We start from the raw sequence: 18,517 nt of genomic DNA on the forward strand, positions 1-18,517 counted from the left end.
TGATTTACCTTAAAACGATGACTAACAAGAGTCTGAATCTGGGCGATCGCCTCTACGACTATTTACTCGCAGTTTCGCTGCGAGAACCGGAGATCTTGCTAAAGCTGCGAGAAGAAACAGCCCGCCATCCGATGAGTCAGATGCAGATCGCGCCAGAGCAAGGACAATTTATGTCGCTGCTGGTGCAGTTGATGAGAGCGACAAAAACGTTGGAAGTCGGTGTATTCACGGGATACAGTGCATTGTCTGTAGCGCTGGCGTTGCCGGAAAATGGGCAGGTTGTCGCTTGTGACGTGAGTGAGGAGTTTACGGCGATTGCCCGTCGCTATTGGGAAATGGCGGGAGTCACAGACAAAATCGATCTGCGAATTGCGCCAGCGGTTGAAACGCTAGATCAGCTTCTGGCTGAGGGGCAGGCAGAAACCTTTGATTTTGCGTTTATTGATGCCGATAAAAGCAACTACGAAACCTACTATGAGCGGGCGTTGCACCTTGTGCGTCCGGGGGGGCTAATTTTAATTGACAACGTGTTGTGGTCGGGACGGGTGGCGGATGGTCAGGTGCAGGATACGCGAACTGAAGCTATTCGTGCGTTTAATCGGAAACTGCATGAAGATCAGCGGGTGACCCTAAGTATGGTGGCGATCGCCGATGGCTTAACCCTTGCCTTAAAGCGCCCCTAGTAGGGTGTGTTAGGCGAAGCCGTAACGCACCATCCTCAAGAATTAATGCGTTACGCTGTCGCTAACGCATCCTACAAAGATGAAGCTATAGAAATTGAGATATGTCGTTACGACAAGCGATCGCCTTTTACCTAGAAGATATTGAAACCATTCCAGGAAGAGTTGTTAACCTGGTCATCACTGGATTGGTGCTAATTTCTTCGGCAATCTTTGTTGCAGAAACTTACCCAATTTCGGCTTCTGTCCGTTCAATCCTGGATGCGATTGATACGGGAATTTTGATTGTCTTTGCGGTGGAATATTTGCTGCGGTTTTGGTGTGCTGAGAAAAAGATTCGTTATGTTTTCAGCCTTTATTCCATCATTGACCTTTTAGCAATTTTGCCATTTTTTATCCCTGGAGTGGATATCAAATTCATTCGAATTTTTCGCTGGTTCCGAATCTTACGATTAATTAGGTTCGTTGAAGGAAGAACCAAATTTGGCTACATCAGCGGTGAAGATAGCATTATTGTCACCCGAATTTTATTCACGCTTTTTGCCATCATCTTTGTCTACTCTGGCATCATCTATCAAGTTGAGCATCCGGTTAATCCAGAAGACTTTGCCACTTTTTTGGATGCATTTTATTTCTCAGTCGCAACGATGACAACAGTTGGCTTTGGTGATGTCACACCCATTTCTGAAGTAGGACGACTGCTTACCGTATTAATGATTTTGACAGGTATTGCTCTGATTCCCTGGCAGTTAGGTGATTTGATTAAACAACTGCTTAGTACGACCAAACAGATGGAGTTTCTCTGCCCTGGATGTGGGCTTGACTCTCATGATACGGATGCTCGGTTCTGTAAAATCTGCGGTACGGAGTTAAGAAACATTTGCAAGATTTAGCTATTAATTTTCTGTTTTACGATCCGAATGCTTTCCCAGGCAGGAAGTTGTCCGGCTCTGCGTTGGTCAATTAGCACAAAGAAAGCGAAAAGATTAAATGCTTCGCTGCTTTTGCTTAGATACTCACGGCTCAATTCTTCACACTCGCGACGAGTGGGTTTTTGAGTAGGCAACAAACCTCGGCTTTTTGCTGCTTTGTCGTGAGCTTCTGAAATTAATTTAAACAGCACAGAAGTGAGCAGGGTATAAGCTCGAAATTGACTTAAGTCATAGTCGCGTTGTGCTATGAAATCATAGTTAAGGCTGCGGGTGCGATCGCCCACCAACTTAATCAAATCCAGCAAATCCTGCTCTAGTGGAATTGTGGGTTGGAAACTAAAATCAGACTCAAAGTCAATGATGCGAGAACGGGCAAATTCTAGGTCAAGGTTAAGGTCGAAGCCGCTGTGCGTCGTGAGGCCAAGTGCTTGATATAGCAAGTTGAGTGAGCTAGAGGCAGAGAGCGTTTTATCAGGAGGGTGATCGAGGGCACGATCCAACTCTTCAATGAGGAAGCGATCGCTCTCCACTAATTCTGCCAGTGCCTTATACCAGCGTTGCCACTGAATGGGGGCAATGCCGGTGATGAGTTGGCGATCGCCCGCGTTACACCAGCAGCCAATTTGTTTTGCTTGGAGTGGATGCTCCTGCACTTCAATTTGCTTAGGCAATCGAAACCTAGCTTCCCCTACAAATATAGAAGAACTGCCCTCCAAAAATGTATCCCCAATTGGGCTGGAGCGCTGCGTCAGCCACTCACAAAACTCTTCTGCATCGCTAGCTCGAATACCCGTAATCGGACTCATTGCACTGCCAGGTAAAAACTTTGCTGTTTGCCAGTGGTCAGGCTGGCAGCTTTCTCCCGACTGACTCTTCTCATCAATAAAAAGCTGATACTCCGCACAGGTGATGTAGCTCGTGTCGATTTCAGTCAGGTCATCCATTCGCAGCAGCTTGTTCAACCGACGCGATAGTTTTACCTCCGCTGCCAGCTTAAAGATTTCTGCGTCCGCAGATTCCAGCCCTTTTTCTAAGGTGTCTTCTAGCTGTCGTCGCACGTCTGGTTGCACACTTAACCCTTCTTCCAGGCAGTCATAAGCTAGCGTTAACGAAACCACACTAGGCTGGTCAAGCGCTGCCCAGATCAGGTTGCTGGCATCCTCTTGCGCGGCATAGAGGCGAATAGTTTCATCCCACCAGGGATCATCAATGTTGCGAGTAAGCAAAAACTCTTGCTTTGATTCCTTAATCTGAGCGGCAGCCAGATATTCCTGAAAACTCTTGTGGACAAACTCATACACGTCAGGCTGTCGCTGCACCAGCAAACCACTGATATTTTCAATTTGCTCTAAAAAGTCCTCCGGGTCTGCGTCGTAGCCTGCAACCGTCACCAGCTTTTCGCGAATCAGTAAACATCCGGTTACTTTCTTAAATTCGCGAGTTTTCTTCTGCATTCGCTTTAGCGCCAGCACTTGCAGCACCAGTTTTTTCTGGGCAGCGGTCAAGGATTCAACAATTCCTTTGGCATCTTGTCTGCGTCCCAGCAGCACATCACAAATTTCTGCATAGAGTTCGACCCGTCGCCCTGGGAGTGCGCCTTGATAGCAGTGAACCGTTGCAATCATTGTCAGCAGCAGCGGATTTAGCGCCATCGCTGCTAGAGACGGATTGTGTTTGATGCGGCTAAACAGATCGCTTGCTTGCTGTTGTGCCACCTGCCGTACACCGGGGTCGTCCTTTCCCAGACGGCGCATGATCTCGTTTTGCAAATACCAGTTGTTGATAAATTGCTCAACCTGCTTCAGCGTAAAGGGCTGCACTTCAGCCACCAGCCCAATGTGACGAAGCGGAGCGCTGCGATAGCCAAACGGACGGGAAGTAACGATAAATGCATTGGTGGGATAGCTGAGCATCTGCTCGTCAACCCAGCGGCTCACCTGATGCCGCCGAGCGCTGTCTGCGACTTCGTCCAAGCCATCGAGTAAAACCAAACACTTACCCTGTCGCAGTCTCGACTCAAACCAATCAGCAGGTGGGTTGAGTTTCTGGACGGTGTTTTGCTGCTGAATCAGTGTTGTCAGTGTGGGTGGAACTTCGACCAAATCTGCACCAGTTTTGTCCAGGAAGATGGCTTCTTGAACGTCTCGCAAATAAAGCAGAATGGGAATTAACGCTGGAGCTTTGGGATGCTGGCGAGTCTGCGCTTTTTGGGCATAGGTGAGCGTCAAATGTTCTAGCAGTGTGCTTTTGCCAGAACCAGGCGGACCCAGGACCACAATTCGCTTGAAGGTAGATTGTTCGGTTAGTTTGGCAAGAAAATCCCAAATTTCCAGGCTTTCTGTCGCATGACGAATTGGAATCATGGCAGAAGAAACCTTATCGGTCGTCTCTGGAGCAAGTTGAAGGGGTACAAACACTTTCTCCAGATTTAGAGCAAATGGACCTTTGGTTTTCAGTCCTTGAGTCCGAAAGTCACGTAGGGCGTAAATCAGGCTTTGATAGTAGCGGCTCTGGAAGTTGGACAGTAAGGTTAGAGCGAATTGATCTGCTGTTCTAATCACCCATTGGGCGGAGGCAGCTCCTCGCTGAGCTGCCGCTTCTTCGAGCGTTTCCATAAACTTGCCGCTGAATTTAGCCCAGAGTGACAGACATGCAGTGATAAAGGAGAGGGCGATCGCCTGTGTCCATTCCTGGTTTAAGGCATAGTGTAGCGTTGCCCCCGCCCCAATTCCTGAAGGAACCCACTTAATCAGTGTTTGAGTAATCCTTTGCATCCGCTATGCTGACCCTACACGTCTGCATACGAGTGTAGGCGATCGCCCTTCAGATGTTGGTGTTTAGCCCATGCGAGTAAGCGCTGCGATTTTGGTGAGTTTATCTGCTCCTAATCCCTCCAGTTCGTCTAGATGCAGCAAGCCTTCTCTCACTAAAGTAGCGAAGACAAAAATTAAAACAGAGTATCTGTAATCATATTTGCCATCTATCTCATGTCTTTTGGCACTCAAAAAATCATGGAGATGCCAGATGTCATCCTGGGTTTCGATCGCACTCGCTTTTTCTCGGACTCCCTTCATCAAAGCATCAATTTCTCGCTCGTAGGCTCTTTTGAAAGCCACCTGAGCAACTTCCTTTTCAGTCTTAGACCACTCGGTATCACTTACTTGCATCATTAACCCTAAAAAATCAAAATTTTATGATGGAGTACCGCTTGCAAAAGCACTCTTATGTGTTTATGGAAACTCACTTCTAAATTGAAGCTAGCCTTTTTACGCTTACCTTAAATCCTGATGCCTGGTTGCCTGACAAAACTCCAAAAACCATTGATATAACGTGGGTTGGGTGAAGCAAAGCGGAACCCAACAGAATCTAGGCAAACGTTGGGTTTCACGTTGTTCCACCCAACCTACATTTGATACTTTAGTCCATGCAATCGGTAGGGGCGAATGACCGTTCGCCCCTACCCGAAACTTCTTGGTTTTAACCTAGCGGACTAGATTCAACAGTTCTTTAGGAGATGCTAATAAGTCGATCGCCACAAAGAAAATTTTGCCATCGGGATTGAGCAAGAACCGCCAAGCCATGTTCATGCCTACAGCCGCACCAAACCAGGGAGTTTGCACCTTGCCTGTCACTTTTATCTGGGTATAACCGTCTTCTGCGGGTTCAGCCACACCTCGTTCGGGGATGAGCTTGAGGTTCTGGCATTCCTCATTAAAGAATCGAAGAACAGCATCTTTACCGACAATGGGTCTTTGGAAAGGAGGTTGCAGAGCGCCATCAGGAGCAAATAGTTCAATCAGCGCTTTAAAGTCATTAGCGTTGAGATTATCCATGTAGCTCAACACAATGGGATTGGTCACGCCTTCAATGTTGACTGGAGTTCTGGCAGACTTTTCCTTTGGAGCCACAACAGGTTCAGATACTCTGGTGTAATCGTCTAGCTTGCTTGGGTCAAATCCCATATCGATCACAGCGTTGCGTAAGACGGTAATCTGTTGACCTTGATCGAGTTCTCTCACGGCTTGCAGTACTGCGGAAGCATTAGCAGAGAGCTGGTAGCCCGCTGGAATTGGAGCCACAACTCCTTGATCCATCCATACACCAAGCTGATACCAAAACCCTAGCTTGATGTTTGGAGACCACATGCCATAGGCACGGCAAATTGGGGTATCAGCCTGGTTTGCTAGGTCACACATGACCTGCGTTTGTTCTTCAAAAGTCATTTGCCGAATTTGATTCAGGGTTGCTTCTGCAAATTGCATACTGGCAGCACCCGGAGCAGCAACAGTAATTGTTTTGCCCATTTCGAGGTAAGCAAACCATGTCCATGCCAGTTGATCCTCGGCACTAAGCTGCTTAAATCTAGCAATTGTGGCGGGTACTGCGTCAGCAGACAAGGTATTTGGGAAAATACTGCGCGCTGAATCAATAGTAAATGGCATCTTTAAAGACCTACCTTACTGGATTTGCAATTAGTGGAAAGAACAGAGAAGTTCTTGAGCTGTGCAGCTTTCTCTGCTTGTTACAAAGTATCACGAAATCGTTACGAAATTTAACAAATCTTTATTTTTTCTTGAGGAAGGAGCAGTTGCCGCGATCGCGCTGCCTCTTCCAAAAGCTGAAACAGTTGATAAATAAAGCTTTTTCTCTAATCGAAGAATGGAGAAATAAATTTCGAGAGGCTTCCCTATGTCTCCCATGATCTAGGGCTGCTATAGAATGTCGTCGAAGGAGAGGTGCAAAGCTCAGTTTCTTAACCTGAGAATCGATTCTGCTGATTCACAGCTTGAGGAAAGGAGGCGATCGCAATCGTTGTAGTCCGATCGGGTATGACGATAGAAGATTACCTGAACTATAGCGATGACACTGACCGCCGCTATAAACTGGTCGATGTTAACAATAGTGACTGTACTGGAATGGGTAGACGGGCTGTATGAAGAACAGATCTACCAGGGCAGTGATCGAATTGTTTCTCCTCATTCTCCCGAACTACACCTGACCGCAGCACAGATCTTAAGTGCAGGACGGTAGAGTTCGTGTTGAGTTAGAAACTCATGAGTTTTTATGATTAAGGCTAAATCTCGATGAATCAGCAAACTACCTGAAGATTTACAGTGTTTTGAGAAGCCACTCAGTAAAGCATAGTCAGCTTGAAAATTAGTAAATCTGCTGTGGAAAAATGCAGATAACCGTGAAGAATTCAAAAACTACCTTGACCTTAACCTAATTGTTCAACTAAGTTATGCTGAAAGTGATAAACCTTTGAATTTTTAAACAAAGGTCGTAAAGTCTTTACAGCAATCACAGGATTGTATCTCACTTAACACTTTTGCGGTATGCATTTGCCGAGAGCCATCCAGCTCGTTGAACGAGGGTTGCATTACCTGTCAAATTGTGAACGTGAATAAAGCTGCCGTAGTTTACGTCAGTGGGTTGCAAAATAGTCCTTCAAGCGATCGCTTGTTGATCGCTGCAACTTTGTGTTGTCGCTACTCTCTCAATTTTAGTGAGGCAAAAATTCCCTCGATTTGAGCATCAGCAAAGTCGATATTTGAGGGAAACGAAAATAGTGCATCACCAATCCATTTCTACCTTTTATATCGGTAGATTATCGTCATAGATAAATCATCATTCCCCCTTGATGAGCAGAACTGAAATCGTGGTGCAAGAGCCAACTTATCTCGTTTAAAGACTTTGGAAAAAGGTACTCGTTGCGCTTGGAAAGGAGTGCTGTTTAGTTTTGCGAGATGACTTCCGATAGTTATCCACCTGTAGTTTTTCAGAGTTGATTCATGTTACAGAAAATAGCGAGACATAGCCCCAAAAAGAAGACATATCAAGCTGATTTGAAGCGTTCTAGTCGCTCATCGTTACAAGTCATTTTGACTGTTCCTTTTGTCGTACAGCTTTTTCTAGCCGTCAGTGCAGTAGGTTACCTTTCGTTTCTTAATGGACGAGCATCGGTTAATAACTTGGTGGGTCAGTTACAGGATGAGGTTAGCGATCGCGTTTCTACTCACCTGGACGGATACCTCAGCATTCCCCACAAAATCAATGGAACAAACCTGGATGCGATCGCCGTTGGGCAAATTAACCTTGATGACCCGATCGGTACAGGACGGTTGTTTTGGCGGCAACTAGACGTGTTTAACGTCCGCTACATCAACTTTGGTGGAGTCGAAGGGAACTTTATCGGGGCGGGTCTTTACACAGACGGATATAACATCGAAGTCATTAGTGACTCAACCGAAGGGGCACTTTACACTTATGAAACCGATGACGAGGGTAACCCCACTGAAATCGAAGAAATTCTGCCTCCTGGTGAATACGATCCACGCGATTATCCCTGGTATCAAGACCCTGTTGCTGCCCGTACCTCAGTTTGGAGCGAAATTTATCTTTGGGAAGACTATCCTGAATTTATCTCCATTGCTGCGAGTGTTCCTGTTTTCACTTCAGGTAGTGAGCTGGTAGGTGTTTTGGGAGTAGATCTGCTGCTGTCTGATATCAGCGAGTTTCTGAACGAGATTGACATTACACAGTCAGGATCAATTTTCATTCTGGAGCGTGATGGCTCTCTGGTCGCTAGTTCTAATTTGGAGCAACCTTATACCCTGGTAAATGAATCCGGGGAACGGTTGCAACTGGACACGACTCCTGACCAGGGCATTCAATCGATCGGAACGGCTCTGCTGGAAAACTTCGGTGATTTGAATCAGATTGAGGAAAGTGAGCGACTCATTGCCGAGGTAGAAGGCGATCGCCAGTTTGTGATGGTGAGACCCTGGCAAGATCAATACGGACTAGACTGGTTAATCGTTGTAGCGGTGCCTGAGGCTGATTTCATGGCACAAATTAACGCTAACACCAGACTCACGATTCTCCTCTGCTTTTTTGCCTTGGGTGTTGCTGTCTTGGTTAGCTACATCACAGCGCGTGGAATCACACAACCTATCTTGCGTCTTAACCGGGCCGCAAAAGATATTGCCAATGGAGACTGGGAACAAACAGTCGATATTGAACGCTCAGACGAAGTTGGAGAATTGGCAACATCCTTTGACAGCATGTCAAACCAACTCAAGTTCGCATTTGAGACGCTAGAACAACGGGTAGAAGACCGTACCCTTGAGCTTGCAGAGTCAAATCAACAACTGGCAATAGCGAAAGATAAAGCTGAGGTGGCAAATGAAGCCAAGAGCTTATTTCTGACAAAAATGAGTCATGAGCTTCGTACTCCGTTAAACGGTATTTTAGGATACGCACAAATCATCAAGCGGGATTTAGAGCAATCACGTAGCTTTAATCCGGATGCGAGAGAAGGTCAAATTCAAGGCTTAGAAGCTATTTCATATAGTGGTTTTCATCTTTTAGGATTAATTGATGACATTCTCGGTTTCTCCAAAATTGAATCTCAAACTCTAACACTGGAGCCAAGTGAGTTTAACTTTTCTAATTTTCTTCAAGATGTCATTCACATCATTCGTGGTAATGCAGTTGAGAAGAATTTGCCGATTAATCTTGAAGAACACGGAAATTTACCAACTCAAGTCTATGCCGATCAAAAACGACTGCAACAAGTTTTACTCAACCTATTGGGAAATGCCGTCAAGTTTACAAATCAAGGTTCTGTAAAGCTGCGAGTTAGCAGGCTCGACCCAGAAAATCTCGCGACCGATGTTGAAACTGCTACTGTTCAGTTTGCAGTCATTGACACAGGAGTAGGAATCAGTCCAGATCACCTTGAAAGAATCTTCGAGCCATTTGAACAGGTCGGAGATCTTCGGCAGCGAACGGCGGGAACGGGATTAGGACTGTCAATTAGCAAGGAACTCGTCGAACTAATGGGCGGAGATCTTCGTGTCCAAAGTGAGCTGGGCCAAGGCTCGGTGTTTGAATTTAATCTAAAGCTTCCATTGATGCGTACAGTTGCAATGCCAGTAACTCCACCATCGACCGAAGGCACTGTTGCAACAATAAACACCGTTTCCCAAGTAGATCAAAATATGGTCACTCCAACGCAAGAGAACTCCAGAGGTGATTTCCCAAATAATGTCAATCAAATCATTGGCTACAAAGGAACCCGTCGCAAGCTCTTGATCGCAGACGATGATGAGACAAACCGCTTGGTATTGCTAAATATGCTGAAACCGCTTGGGTTTGAGTTACTTTTAGCAAAAGATGGAGCTGAGGCACTATCCATCATTTCCCATACCAAGCCTGACTTGCTGCTGCTGGATCTATATATGCCTGTCCATACTGGAATAACAGTGGTTCAAAGTCTAAGAGAGGATCTGGAAACCCAGAATATTCCTGTGATCATTGTGACAGCCAGCAACTTTACCATTACCAAAAATACTGTCCTGAAGCGAGGCTCTGATGCCCTGTTGACCAAACCTGTTAGCCTGGAAAAACTGCTAGCTCTACTAGAAAAATATCTGGAGCTAGAGTGGATTTTTAATGAGGTTGCGTCAGCCAGGCATAATTTGCTTCCATATCGCTAACCTTAATACCCATGTTTAGCGTTGCTTAATCTAAGCATAGACTTGAGTGGAAGCACAGCACTTCCACTCAAGTCTATATTCAAAGTTAGCAATACTAAAGCATTTTACGTTCCTGTCATTTGCTCTACTGCTATTGTGCTTCTAGTAGTTGCAAAACTTCCTGGGCTTCTGCCGCTCGTCCTTCCTGGTGGAGCAAGTCGGCAAAGGCTCTGTAGTCTCTAGCAATCCGTTCTACAAAAGCTTGCTGCTGTGCTGGGGGAAAATTTTGTAAATCAGCTCGAATTGCTTCTCGAACTGTGACGGACTGCTGATAATGGTCGATGGCTGGCTCCACTTGATTTTGCAGTACAAATAGGCGAGCAATGCTAGCGAGGTTCATTCCTTCCATCGTGCGATCGCCTACTTCTCTGATGATGCTTAACGCCTGCTGATAATGGTCCAGCGCGCTCTGATACTGTCCTGCGTTGCGGTAAGTTAGTCCAATGTTGTTGAGGATCGTTCCTTCGTTAACGCGATCGCCTACTTGCCTGGTAATGCTTAACGCCTGCTGGTAATCATTTAATGCTTGTGCATACTCTCCTAATCGATCGTGAGCCAGTCCAATGTTGTTGAGGGTGATGCTTTCACCCGCGCGATCGCCCACCTCCCTGGTAATGCTTAACGCCTGCTGATAATGGTTCAGCGCTTGTGCATATTCTTCCAGGTTGCTGTGCGCCAGTCCAATATTGTTGAGCGTGATGCCTTCTCCGGTGCGATCGCCCACCTCCCTGCTAATGCTTAGTGCCTGCTGGTAATAGTTCAGTGCTTGTGTATGCTCTCCTAAGGTACTGGAGACCAATCCAAGATTGTTGAGGGTAATGCTTTGTTCAATCACTCCTCCTACTTCCTCGGCAGCGCTTAGTGCCTGCTGGTAGTAGTTCAGCGCTTGGGTGTACTCCCCTAAGTTGCCGTAAATCAACCCGATGGTGTTGAGGGTCGCTCCTTCTTCAGCGCGATCGCCAAGGCTTTGATAAACAGCAACGGCTTGCTCTAGAGATGTTATAGCAGCTTGAAACTGTCCCGCTTCATATTGCTGAGTGCCTTGTTCAAAGAGGCGATCGGCTTGGGTCCGGCTTGCAGGGGTGGAAGTGGTCTGTGCTGTAGCTAAGGAAATGGCAAACGGGCTTTCTAATGGCAATGGGTTAGCAAAAGAAAGCCATAGTGCTGCTGTGGAGAGACAAAAACATTGAACAAGACGCATAGAGAGTTACTTTATAAAGTAAGTGACAGATTGGTAATAGCTAGTTACAGATCTTGATTGCTTTCATAGTAATCCTGGATCTATAGACACCCTAGAATAGGTTGTGAGAAATGCATCCCCCAGGAGTACGCTTCTCACAACCCGATCATCTTACAACTGATTTAGGACTGCTATAGAAGCAGGATAGGTTCCTGAATCTTGCAGCAACTAGCTAGTTTGCGATCGCTTATTCTAAGCGTCGTAATACGGCAATCGATCGCGCCACAACAGGCACCGTTTGTTCACCTGTAAAGATCCGCTGCTCTTGCACAAAGCGAGGCTCTTTTGTGTCAATGTCTACCGTCCACTGATCATTCTGAAAATCGGCAGGCAAGCTAAACTCAAGTGTTTCATAATGGGCATTAAAAAATAACAAGAAACTGTCGTCGCTAACCTTTTGACCGTGACGGCCAGGACTAGGAATTCGGTGTCCATTGAGAAAAACGGCAACTGACTTAGCATAGCCAATATCCCATTGCTCTTGCGTCATCTCACCCCCATCAGGGTTATGCCAGCTAATATCTGTTACGCCCGTCCCGTGAATCGCTTGCCCTTGAAACCACTTGCGCCGACGAAAAACGGGGTGTTGTCGCCGAAAATAAACTAGCTCCCGGCAAAAGTTCAGCAGATCTTCGTTTGATTCCTGTAGGTCCCAGTTCAGCCAGGAAATTTCATTATCCTGACAGTAAGCATTATTATTTCCTCGTTGAGTGCGTCCCAATTCATCCCCACTTAACAACATGGGAATGCCCTGTGACAGCATTAATGTAACGAGAAAATTTCGTCGCTGGCGTTCTCGCAGATCCAGCACTTCTGGGTCATCCGTTTCGCCCTCTACACCACAGTTCCAAGAGCGATTGTGGCTCTCACCATCCCGGCTTTCTTCCCCGTTTTCCTCATTATGTTTGTCGTTATAGCTAACTAAATCATTCAGCGTAAAACCATCGTGAGCCGTGACAAAATTAATGCTGGCATTAGGCTGCCGTCCATTCATCTGGAAATATAAATCAGGGCTACCCGTTAATCGATAAGCAAACTCACCCAGAGTGCTGTCTTCACCTCGCCAAAAGTCGCGGACTGTGTCTCGATACTTACCATTCCACTCTGACCAGTTCACCGGAAAGTTGCCAACTTGATAGCCGCCTGTTCCGACATCCCACGGTTCTGCAATCAGTTTTACCCCTGCCAAAACTGGGTCTTGATGAATCAAGTCAAAAAAGGCCGACAGGCTGTTGACCTCGTACAACTCACGCGCCAAGGCAGAAGCCAGGTCAAACCGGAAGCCGTCCACATGCATCTCTGCAACCCAGTAGCGCAAGCTATCCATAATCAGCTTTAACACCTGCGGGTGACGCATATAAAGCGAGTTGCCGCACCCAGTAAAGTCCATATAGTAGCGAGCATCACCCTCAACCAAACGGTAATAGTTGACGTTATCAACGCCTCGCAAAGATAGAGTTGGACCTAGATGGTTGCCTTCTCCCGTGTGGTTATACACCACATCTAAAATCACTTCAATTCCGGCTCGATGCAGCGCTTTAACCATTTCCTTGAACTCAATCACCTGCTCTCCTAGCACACCGCTAGAACTGTAGCCGGAGTAAGGGGCGAAATAGTTAATCGAATCGTAGCCCCAATAGTTTCGCAGTTCCTTATCAACCAGGTGACCTGGACGAGAGAGAAAGTGATGAATCGGCATCAGCTCGACTGCAGTAACTCCCAACCGCTGAAGATGCTCGATCGCCAGCGGATGCGCTAGTCCGGCGTAGGTGCCTCGCAACTCTTCTGGAATATCAGCATGTAACTTTGTGAAACCCTTAACATGCATTTCATAGATGATAGTTTCGTGCCAGGGGGTTCTTAGTAGCCTGTCTCCTTCCCAGTCAAAGATTTCATTCACCACTACTGACTTAGGCATCAGAGAGGCACTGTCTAGTTCTGAGAATGATAAGTCTTCGTCAGGGCTGTTCCAGTCATAGCCGAACAGTTCTGGGCCACTTCCTACTTCACCATCAATTGCTTTTGCATAAGGGTCGATCAACAGTTTGTTGGGGTTAAAGCGATGTCCTTCACTACGCGCGTGAGGGCCATGTACTCGATATCCGTAGCGTTGACCTGGGCCAATCCCAGGTAAATAACAGTGCCAAACGAAGTTACTCACTTCGGTAAGAGAGACTCGTGTTTCTTCGCCATCTTTATCGAATAGGCATAGCTCAACGCCCGTTGCATTTTCTGAAAAGAGGGCGAAGTTTGTACCTTTTTCATCCCAATATGCGCCCAGAGGATAGACATCACCTGGCCAAACCGCTACGTGCATAAATAGGCTCCAACTAAATCTACTATTAGGGTGAACTGAACTTGAAGGTCTAATTAACTGATTCTGATTAATCGATATAAAGCGGCTGAGAAATAATTAAAGCATTACCTTTTACACTTCACCTCTCATTTTTAAATTCATCTATCTTTCGGAAGGTTTTCTATTAAAGCAATCTGCCCTCTGCGATTTCACATTATTAATCTCATAATCTAATCGCCTACGATCTAATCGCTTATGTAAAGTAGCGTACATTCAATTCGGCAGAAATTTTTGCATTGTTCTCAGAGTAAAGGATAGGGCGAAGGTTTGTTCTATAACTATTGTCATAAAGTTGTCATAGAGTTGTCATAAAAGGCTACAGGGCTTTAAAACAAAAGTGGGAGAAGTGTAAAAGACTTCCCCCATCCTTCTTACGGAAGATGTTGCATTCTTAGAACAAGAACCAAACCAAATTACGTATTCGTTCCTACAAAATCTCGGATTGGTGTAGGGCTTGTCCTTTATCGGTTGGTGCGCTCAACAATTCTGGTCTGCCGTGGCAGGTAGTCATCGCCCAATTTGTTAGCACAAAACCCCAAGTCTACAGACTGGTCAGGCTGAATCGTCGTTGCCCAATCCGGGGGAATGACCTCGTAGGCTGAACCAGTGGGACTAAAAGAGCCATTCCAGCTTTGAGTAATGGCGGCATCTTTCATTTCAAACAATAATCGCCAGTTGTTGGTGCTGGTGTTGCCTCGATTTGTGGCTCGGAAACTTACACAAAAACCAGTTTCCCAATCCGATTGAATGAGGGAGTTGGCAGTTAGGCTGCCCGATGCACTGGCAATAGCAGGGCTGGACGCAGGATTGGAGGAACTTCGGGGAGAAGCGGACCTAGAAGATGAGTTAAAAGAGGATGGAGGGGAGGAGGGGCGATCGCCAGCAGGCAAATCAGGAGAAGGCTCTAGACCAGAAGTCGAGGTCGCAGTCTCCAAAAGCTGATTCAATAGTTCCTGTTTTGGAGTCTCAACTGTTTGCCAGTCATCTTGTAGGATGCCGCCTGTGTCAGTACTGTTTGGGTTCCAACTCCAGTAGGTAAAGCTGAGGCTATTGTCATTGAGGTAGTCTACGAACTGCCGCTGCCAAATGCCCTCTTTAGATTCTGCGTCTATTTGCCGACCGCCAAATTCTCCTACCAGGATAGGAGCAATACCTTGGGTGGCGATGTAGTGAAAGCCTGTTTCCCAGCGAGTGTAGAGGTTATCCGGAAAGTTAGGTTCTGAAAACCAGGGCTGATTGAATACACCAGCACCGTATTCATGGGGTGAGTAGACTAGTTTGCGCGGGGCAGACAGACGGACAGGATAATTTTTTACGCCTTCCAGGTTGCCGCCCTGCCAGTGGTCGGCAAGTCGTTGTCCGGGGACGTTGTTCTGTACGCCTTCGACGACGATTAGCCAATCGGGATTGACTTCTAGAATGGCATTTCCGGCTCGTTCGGCGGCTAAGCGCCAGTCAGTGTCGCGATCGCCTGTTCCCCAACTGGCGCGACCATACGGTTCATTTTTCAGGTCAGCCCCAATCACGTTGTGCTGATTCCGGTAGCGTCTAGCGAGCATTGTCCAGGTGTCAATCCAATCAGCTTCTGTGAAGCCGTCGCCGTACCACAGTTCTGGAATTCTTTGATTGTTGAGACGATGGCTATCCAGCAAGATTAATAACCCCTGACGCTCAGCTTCTTGAATTACCAGATCCATCACTTCTAGAGGTGTTTTGCCTTCTAGCTCACGGTTGCTGCCGATGCTGAAATCTACACCAGCAATGCTGTCTGCCCGAAGTGACTGGACGGAGTAGGGTAAGCGAATGGTGTTATAACCAAGGCTGCGGATCTGCGCCAGCATCTCTTTGTAGTCTCTCAGCCATAGCCCGTGAGGAGCCTGCATCTCAGTCTCGATGCCAAACCAGTTGACCCCTCTCAGTAGAACGGCTTGTCCTCTGGTATCCACAATTTCAGCGCCACGAGTGGATAGAGGTAGCTGGATCGGAGTAGTGGCTCCGGTAACGGTCATTGGAGCATGGAAGTTCAGCGATAGCCCCATCCACAGCACCATTGATAGAAGTCCTAGCCAGATTTGTTGGGCTAAGGGTGTCCATCTTCGGCTACGATTTGGGGTTGAGCGATGAATTGGGGGAATCATGGCGAGTGCTGCTCTTATCTTTTAGGAATGGGTCGGTCAATCTGGAGCTGCACCCAAAAGTAAGCGCGAATGAAGCTATCTATCTTATTAAGCGAGTTTTGTTGAACTTGGCAAATGTAGGTTCTGCAAGTTTATGTAGCAAGACGGGCGATCGCCCAAAAAGTGCCACTTCCTCTATATCTTAGACCTCTACATCTCAGACATATAAGCAGGATTGCTAGATTCCGAGTTGCTGCATTTGAAGGGTGATACAGATGGGTACTGATCTAACAGTAATTGTACCGAAATAGCTAAATCTCTGAAGCTGGATATTTCTCTTTTGAAAGGTATTTAAGGCTAAGTACTTAAGCGTACTAAAACACTCTGAAATGGGTGCTAGAAGGCTGATTTTACTGTTCCTTTAACTGAATGTGAAAAGTTTTTTGGAAGAGAAAAAAGTTTAAGAAATAGTCTGCAACGATCGCAATCTTATTGTTAGGAAAGTTCATTTTGACTTTACAGGACTGCCTCGGACTTTACTAGGTCTATACGGTTGTTTACGGAGATTACGTTTAACTTGGATGGAAAGGCAACAAAACTTCAGTAATTCTGTTGTTCCGCAGTAATACTTCAATCGAGTATTGCTGCCGCCAAATTGAAAAACGATTCCCCCCTCTGTTTAGTAGGAATTAGATTATGACTACACCACTCCAACGCTTCGTGCTACCAGCCGTAATGCTGTCAGGTGCAGTTTTTGCCGCCGCTACTTTGCCATTGGTCGTACTAGGTTCCGAACCAGTGGATATTCACCTTGAGGACGAACCCGTGTTCTCCGGTGAAGTCAAAGATTTGGCTGCTCCTTACCTGGGCATTGCAACGGTGATGAGTCTTGGAATGGGTGTTGCTACCATCTCGGCATTGGGTTGGAGCCAGTCTTCGCGCAAGTCTTCTGAAGTCGAAGATCAGGTTTCCTCTCTACAGCGTGATTTGCAGGAAAAAGAGGCTCAAATCGAAGCTCTCCAGTTTTCTGAAAAGCGCTTAAACGCTGCTGGGCTACAGTATTTTCTGCAAGATGAAGTAGAAGAGGGTAATGCTCAACCCGTTGCTTCTGCTCCTTCAGGGCATCCAGTTCGGACGGTGGAAGATGATGATCCGACTGAGCCCTTAGAAACGGCGATCGCTTCTGGCAGGTTTGACGCAAATGCTCAAGCCTCCAAAGCGGCATCTCATTCTGCTGCACCCACTTTTACTCACTATGATCAGCCCACGCCCGCTATGAAGCAAGGGGTTGCCTCTGTGCCTCAGTCTACTCATGCTGCAGAGCCAAAACAGGTGAATGAGTTGATTGACCACCTCAAGCAAGTAATGGCTCAAATCGAAGAGCTGCAAACGGTTGGCGCAATTCCAGCTAACTCACTTTCACCTGTTACGGTGTCTTACAAATCTGGAGCTGCTTAGTGTTAATAATGGTCGGGCGAAGCAACTGTTTAGAGGCTTCGCCTGTTAGTCATTGGTCATCGGCTACTGGTTTCTAACAAGTAACAAGTAACAAGTGATAAATGACAATTAGCGGGCAAGGTGCCCGCGTGGTGGTGATGGAGTTAACGTAGAAAAGCGTCGGATGAGATCGGAGCATCTGTTTGAGTTGGGCTAAGTGCTGGTGGACTGGCACTAGTGGCTCCTAAGCTCGATGACGTTGAATTCGCTTCACCATCTGTCTGACTGACTGGAGGAGTTGTACCACCAGTGGGCAACGCAACAATTAGGGTCTTGCTTGCCTGAAGATATAGCTCTCCATCTGCATTGAATTGCACTAAACTCCCTGTTAAAGCTTCACCCTGGCTCTCTAACTGGTCTTGTAATGTTGCAGGTTGATTTGCCGGATCAAGCGTCACTAAGAAAGTCACGTTTGGGTCGGGCTGAACCTGCACTCCTAGATTGCCCTGATCTAGCTGCCAAACCTCTTGAAACTTGCCGTTTGGGGCGACTTGCCAGAGTGTAAGGTTGGCTTCCCACCTTCCCTGTTCAACGGGCGCAAATTGTCGGGCTAACACCGAGTAAGAGGAGCCAGAATTAGCGATCAATTGACCTGAGGTTTGCAGATAGCGAATCGCAGAAATTGTGATTTGTGTCTGGTCAGGTAGATTTGTGCTGCCTGTCACCCTGTATCCTCCCGGTTGCCCAAATGGGTCTATCCGCTCAACCCCTAGCTGTGGGGCAGCCGGTTCAGATGATCGGCTAAACCGACTGATGGGTTGAGCACATCCAGTCGTTAGAAGTACTGCTAGCAGCACTACGGTTAAACACACAATTCGCTGTTGAATCCTCAAAACAGCTTGAATTTGGTGGGAAATTGTAGGATTAGTTTGATTCAGGAACATAAGCGATCGCCAGATTAGATTTGTGCAAGCAAATAATGCTGATTAAAACCTCAGCAAACTAGCCGAAGTTTGGCACAAAATTAACCGGATTACACAGGGTATTTGCGTAAGTATTGATGGAAGATTAATCCTTGGCAAGAGAGACAGAAGTTTGGCACAGAATTGCCAAATCACACAGGGTACTGGCAGCATCTCCACGCATCTCCACACTAGCCTCGACCTTCCTGTGTAAGCCACAGACTAAGCCTTAACCATCAACCTGCACAGCAGA

The 18,517-nt window shown here is 46.7% G+C and carries 12 protein-coding genes; 5 read left to right on the forward strand and 7 right to left on the reverse strand.

The window, feature by feature from the left end; all coding sequences use genetic code 11:
• Positions 1-17 precede the first annotated feature (17 nt).
• Together H6F88_RS07010 and H6F88_RS07015 are read left to right on the forward strand one after the other, a co-directional pair.
• Positions 18-683 carry a class I SAM-dependent methyltransferase gene (locus H6F88_RS07010; protein WP_190642016.1) on the forward strand — a complete coding sequence of 222 codons (666 nt, stop codon included), beginning with the start codon at positions 18-20 and terminating at the stop codon, positions 681-683.
• 101 nt (positions 684-784) lie between these two features.
• The gene (locus H6F88_RS07015; RefSeq protein WP_190642017.1) at positions 785-1,573 is read left to right on the forward strand and encodes an ion transporter; all 789 of its coding nucleotides are present in this window, start codon (positions 785-787) and stop codon (positions 1,571-1,573) included.
• Here H6F88_RS07015 and H6F88_RS07020 read toward each other — a convergent pair.
• The 3 genes from H6F88_RS07020 to H6F88_RS07030 form a co-directional block, all read right to left on the reverse strand.
• Positions 1,570-4,386, reverse strand: coding sequence for an NACHT domain-containing protein (locus H6F88_RS07020; protein WP_190642018.1), 2,817 nt, complete (start codon positions 4,384-4,386; stop codon positions 1,570-1,572). The two genes, H6F88_RS07015 and H6F88_RS07020, sit on opposite strands and share 4 nt — an antisense overlap.
• A 63-nt stretch (positions 4,387-4,449) precedes the next feature.
• Positions 4,450-4,782: a hypothetical protein gene (locus H6F88_RS07025; RefSeq protein WP_190642019.1), complete on the reverse strand. Its 333-nt coding sequence runs from the start codon at positions 4,780-4,782 to the stop codon at positions 4,450-4,452.
• Positions 4,783-5,094: 312 nt separating this feature from the next.
• Positions 5,095-6,054 carry an orange carotenoid-binding protein gene (locus tag H6F88_RS07030; protein ID WP_190642020.1) on the reverse strand — a complete coding sequence of 320 codons (960 nt, stop codon included), beginning with the start codon at positions 6,052-6,054 and terminating at the stop codon, positions 5,095-5,097.
• Positions 6,055-6,472: 418 nt separating this feature from the next.
• Here H6F88_RS07030 and H6F88_RS07035 point away from each other — a divergent pair, with 418 nt between their 5' ends.
• Together H6F88_RS07035 and H6F88_RS07040 are read left to right on the forward strand one after the other, a co-directional pair.
• Positions 6,473-6,643 (forward strand): hypothetical protein, encoded by a 171-nt coding sequence (locus H6F88_RS07035; protein ID WP_190642021.1) that lies wholly within the window; start codon positions 6,473-6,475, stop codon positions 6,641-6,643.
• A gap of 761 nt (positions 6,644-7,404) precedes the next feature.
• Positions 7,405-10,113 carry a hybrid sensor histidine kinase/response regulator gene (locus H6F88_RS07040; protein ID WP_190642022.1) on the forward strand — a complete coding sequence of 903 codons (2,709 nt, stop codon included), beginning with the start codon at positions 7,405-7,407 and terminating at the stop codon, positions 10,111-10,113.
• 130 nt (positions 10,114-10,243) lie between these two features.
• Here the strand turns inward: H6F88_RS07040 and H6F88_RS07045 are convergent, their stop codons facing one another.
• The 3 genes from H6F88_RS07045 to H6F88_RS07055 all read right to left on the reverse strand — a co-directional run bounded on the left by H6F88_RS07045 (position 10,244) and on the right by H6F88_RS07055 (position 15,787).
• A complete protein-coding gene (locus H6F88_RS07045) occupies positions 10,244-11,353 on the reverse strand; it encodes a tetratricopeptide repeat protein (RefSeq protein ID WP_190642023.1) in 1,110 nt (369 codons plus the stop codon).
• Positions 11,354-11,579: 226 nt separating this feature from the next.
• The gene (glgX, locus tag H6F88_RS07050) at positions 11,580-13,709 is read right to left on the reverse strand and encodes a glycogen debranching protein GlgX (RefSeq protein WP_190642024.1); all 2,130 of its coding nucleotides are present in this window, start codon (positions 13,707-13,709) and stop codon (positions 11,580-11,582) included.
• Positions 13,710-14,209: 500 nt separating this feature from the next.
• The gene (locus H6F88_RS07055) at positions 14,210-15,787 is read right to left on the reverse strand and encodes a cellulase family glycosylhydrolase (RefSeq protein WP_347277673.1); all 1,578 of its coding nucleotides are present in this window, start codon (positions 15,785-15,787) and stop codon (positions 14,210-14,212) included.
• Between the two features lie 774 nt (positions 15,788-16,561).
• On the opposite strand from H6F88_RS07055, the gene H6F88_RS07060 reads away from it, so the two are divergent.
• The gene (locus tag H6F88_RS07060) at positions 16,562-17,323 is read left to right on the forward strand and encodes a hypothetical protein (RefSeq protein ID WP_190642026.1); all 762 of its coding nucleotides are present in this window, start codon (positions 16,562-16,564) and stop codon (positions 17,321-17,323) included.
• Between the two features lie 143 nt (positions 17,324-17,466).
• On the opposite strand, the gene H6F88_RS07065 is transcribed toward H6F88_RS07060, so the two are convergent.
• Entirely contained in the window at positions 17,467-18,246 is a 780-nt protein-coding gene (locus H6F88_RS07065) for a hypothetical protein (RefSeq protein ID WP_190642027.1), read from the reverse strand.
• Positions 18,247-18,517 lie beyond the last annotated feature (271 nt).

It is taken from the genome of Oculatella sp. FACHB-28 (genome assembly GCF_014696015.1).
In the GTDB taxonomy this organism is placed as follows: domain Bacteria; phylum Cyanobacteriota; class Cyanobacteriia; order Elainellales; family Elainellaceae; genus JAAUTN01.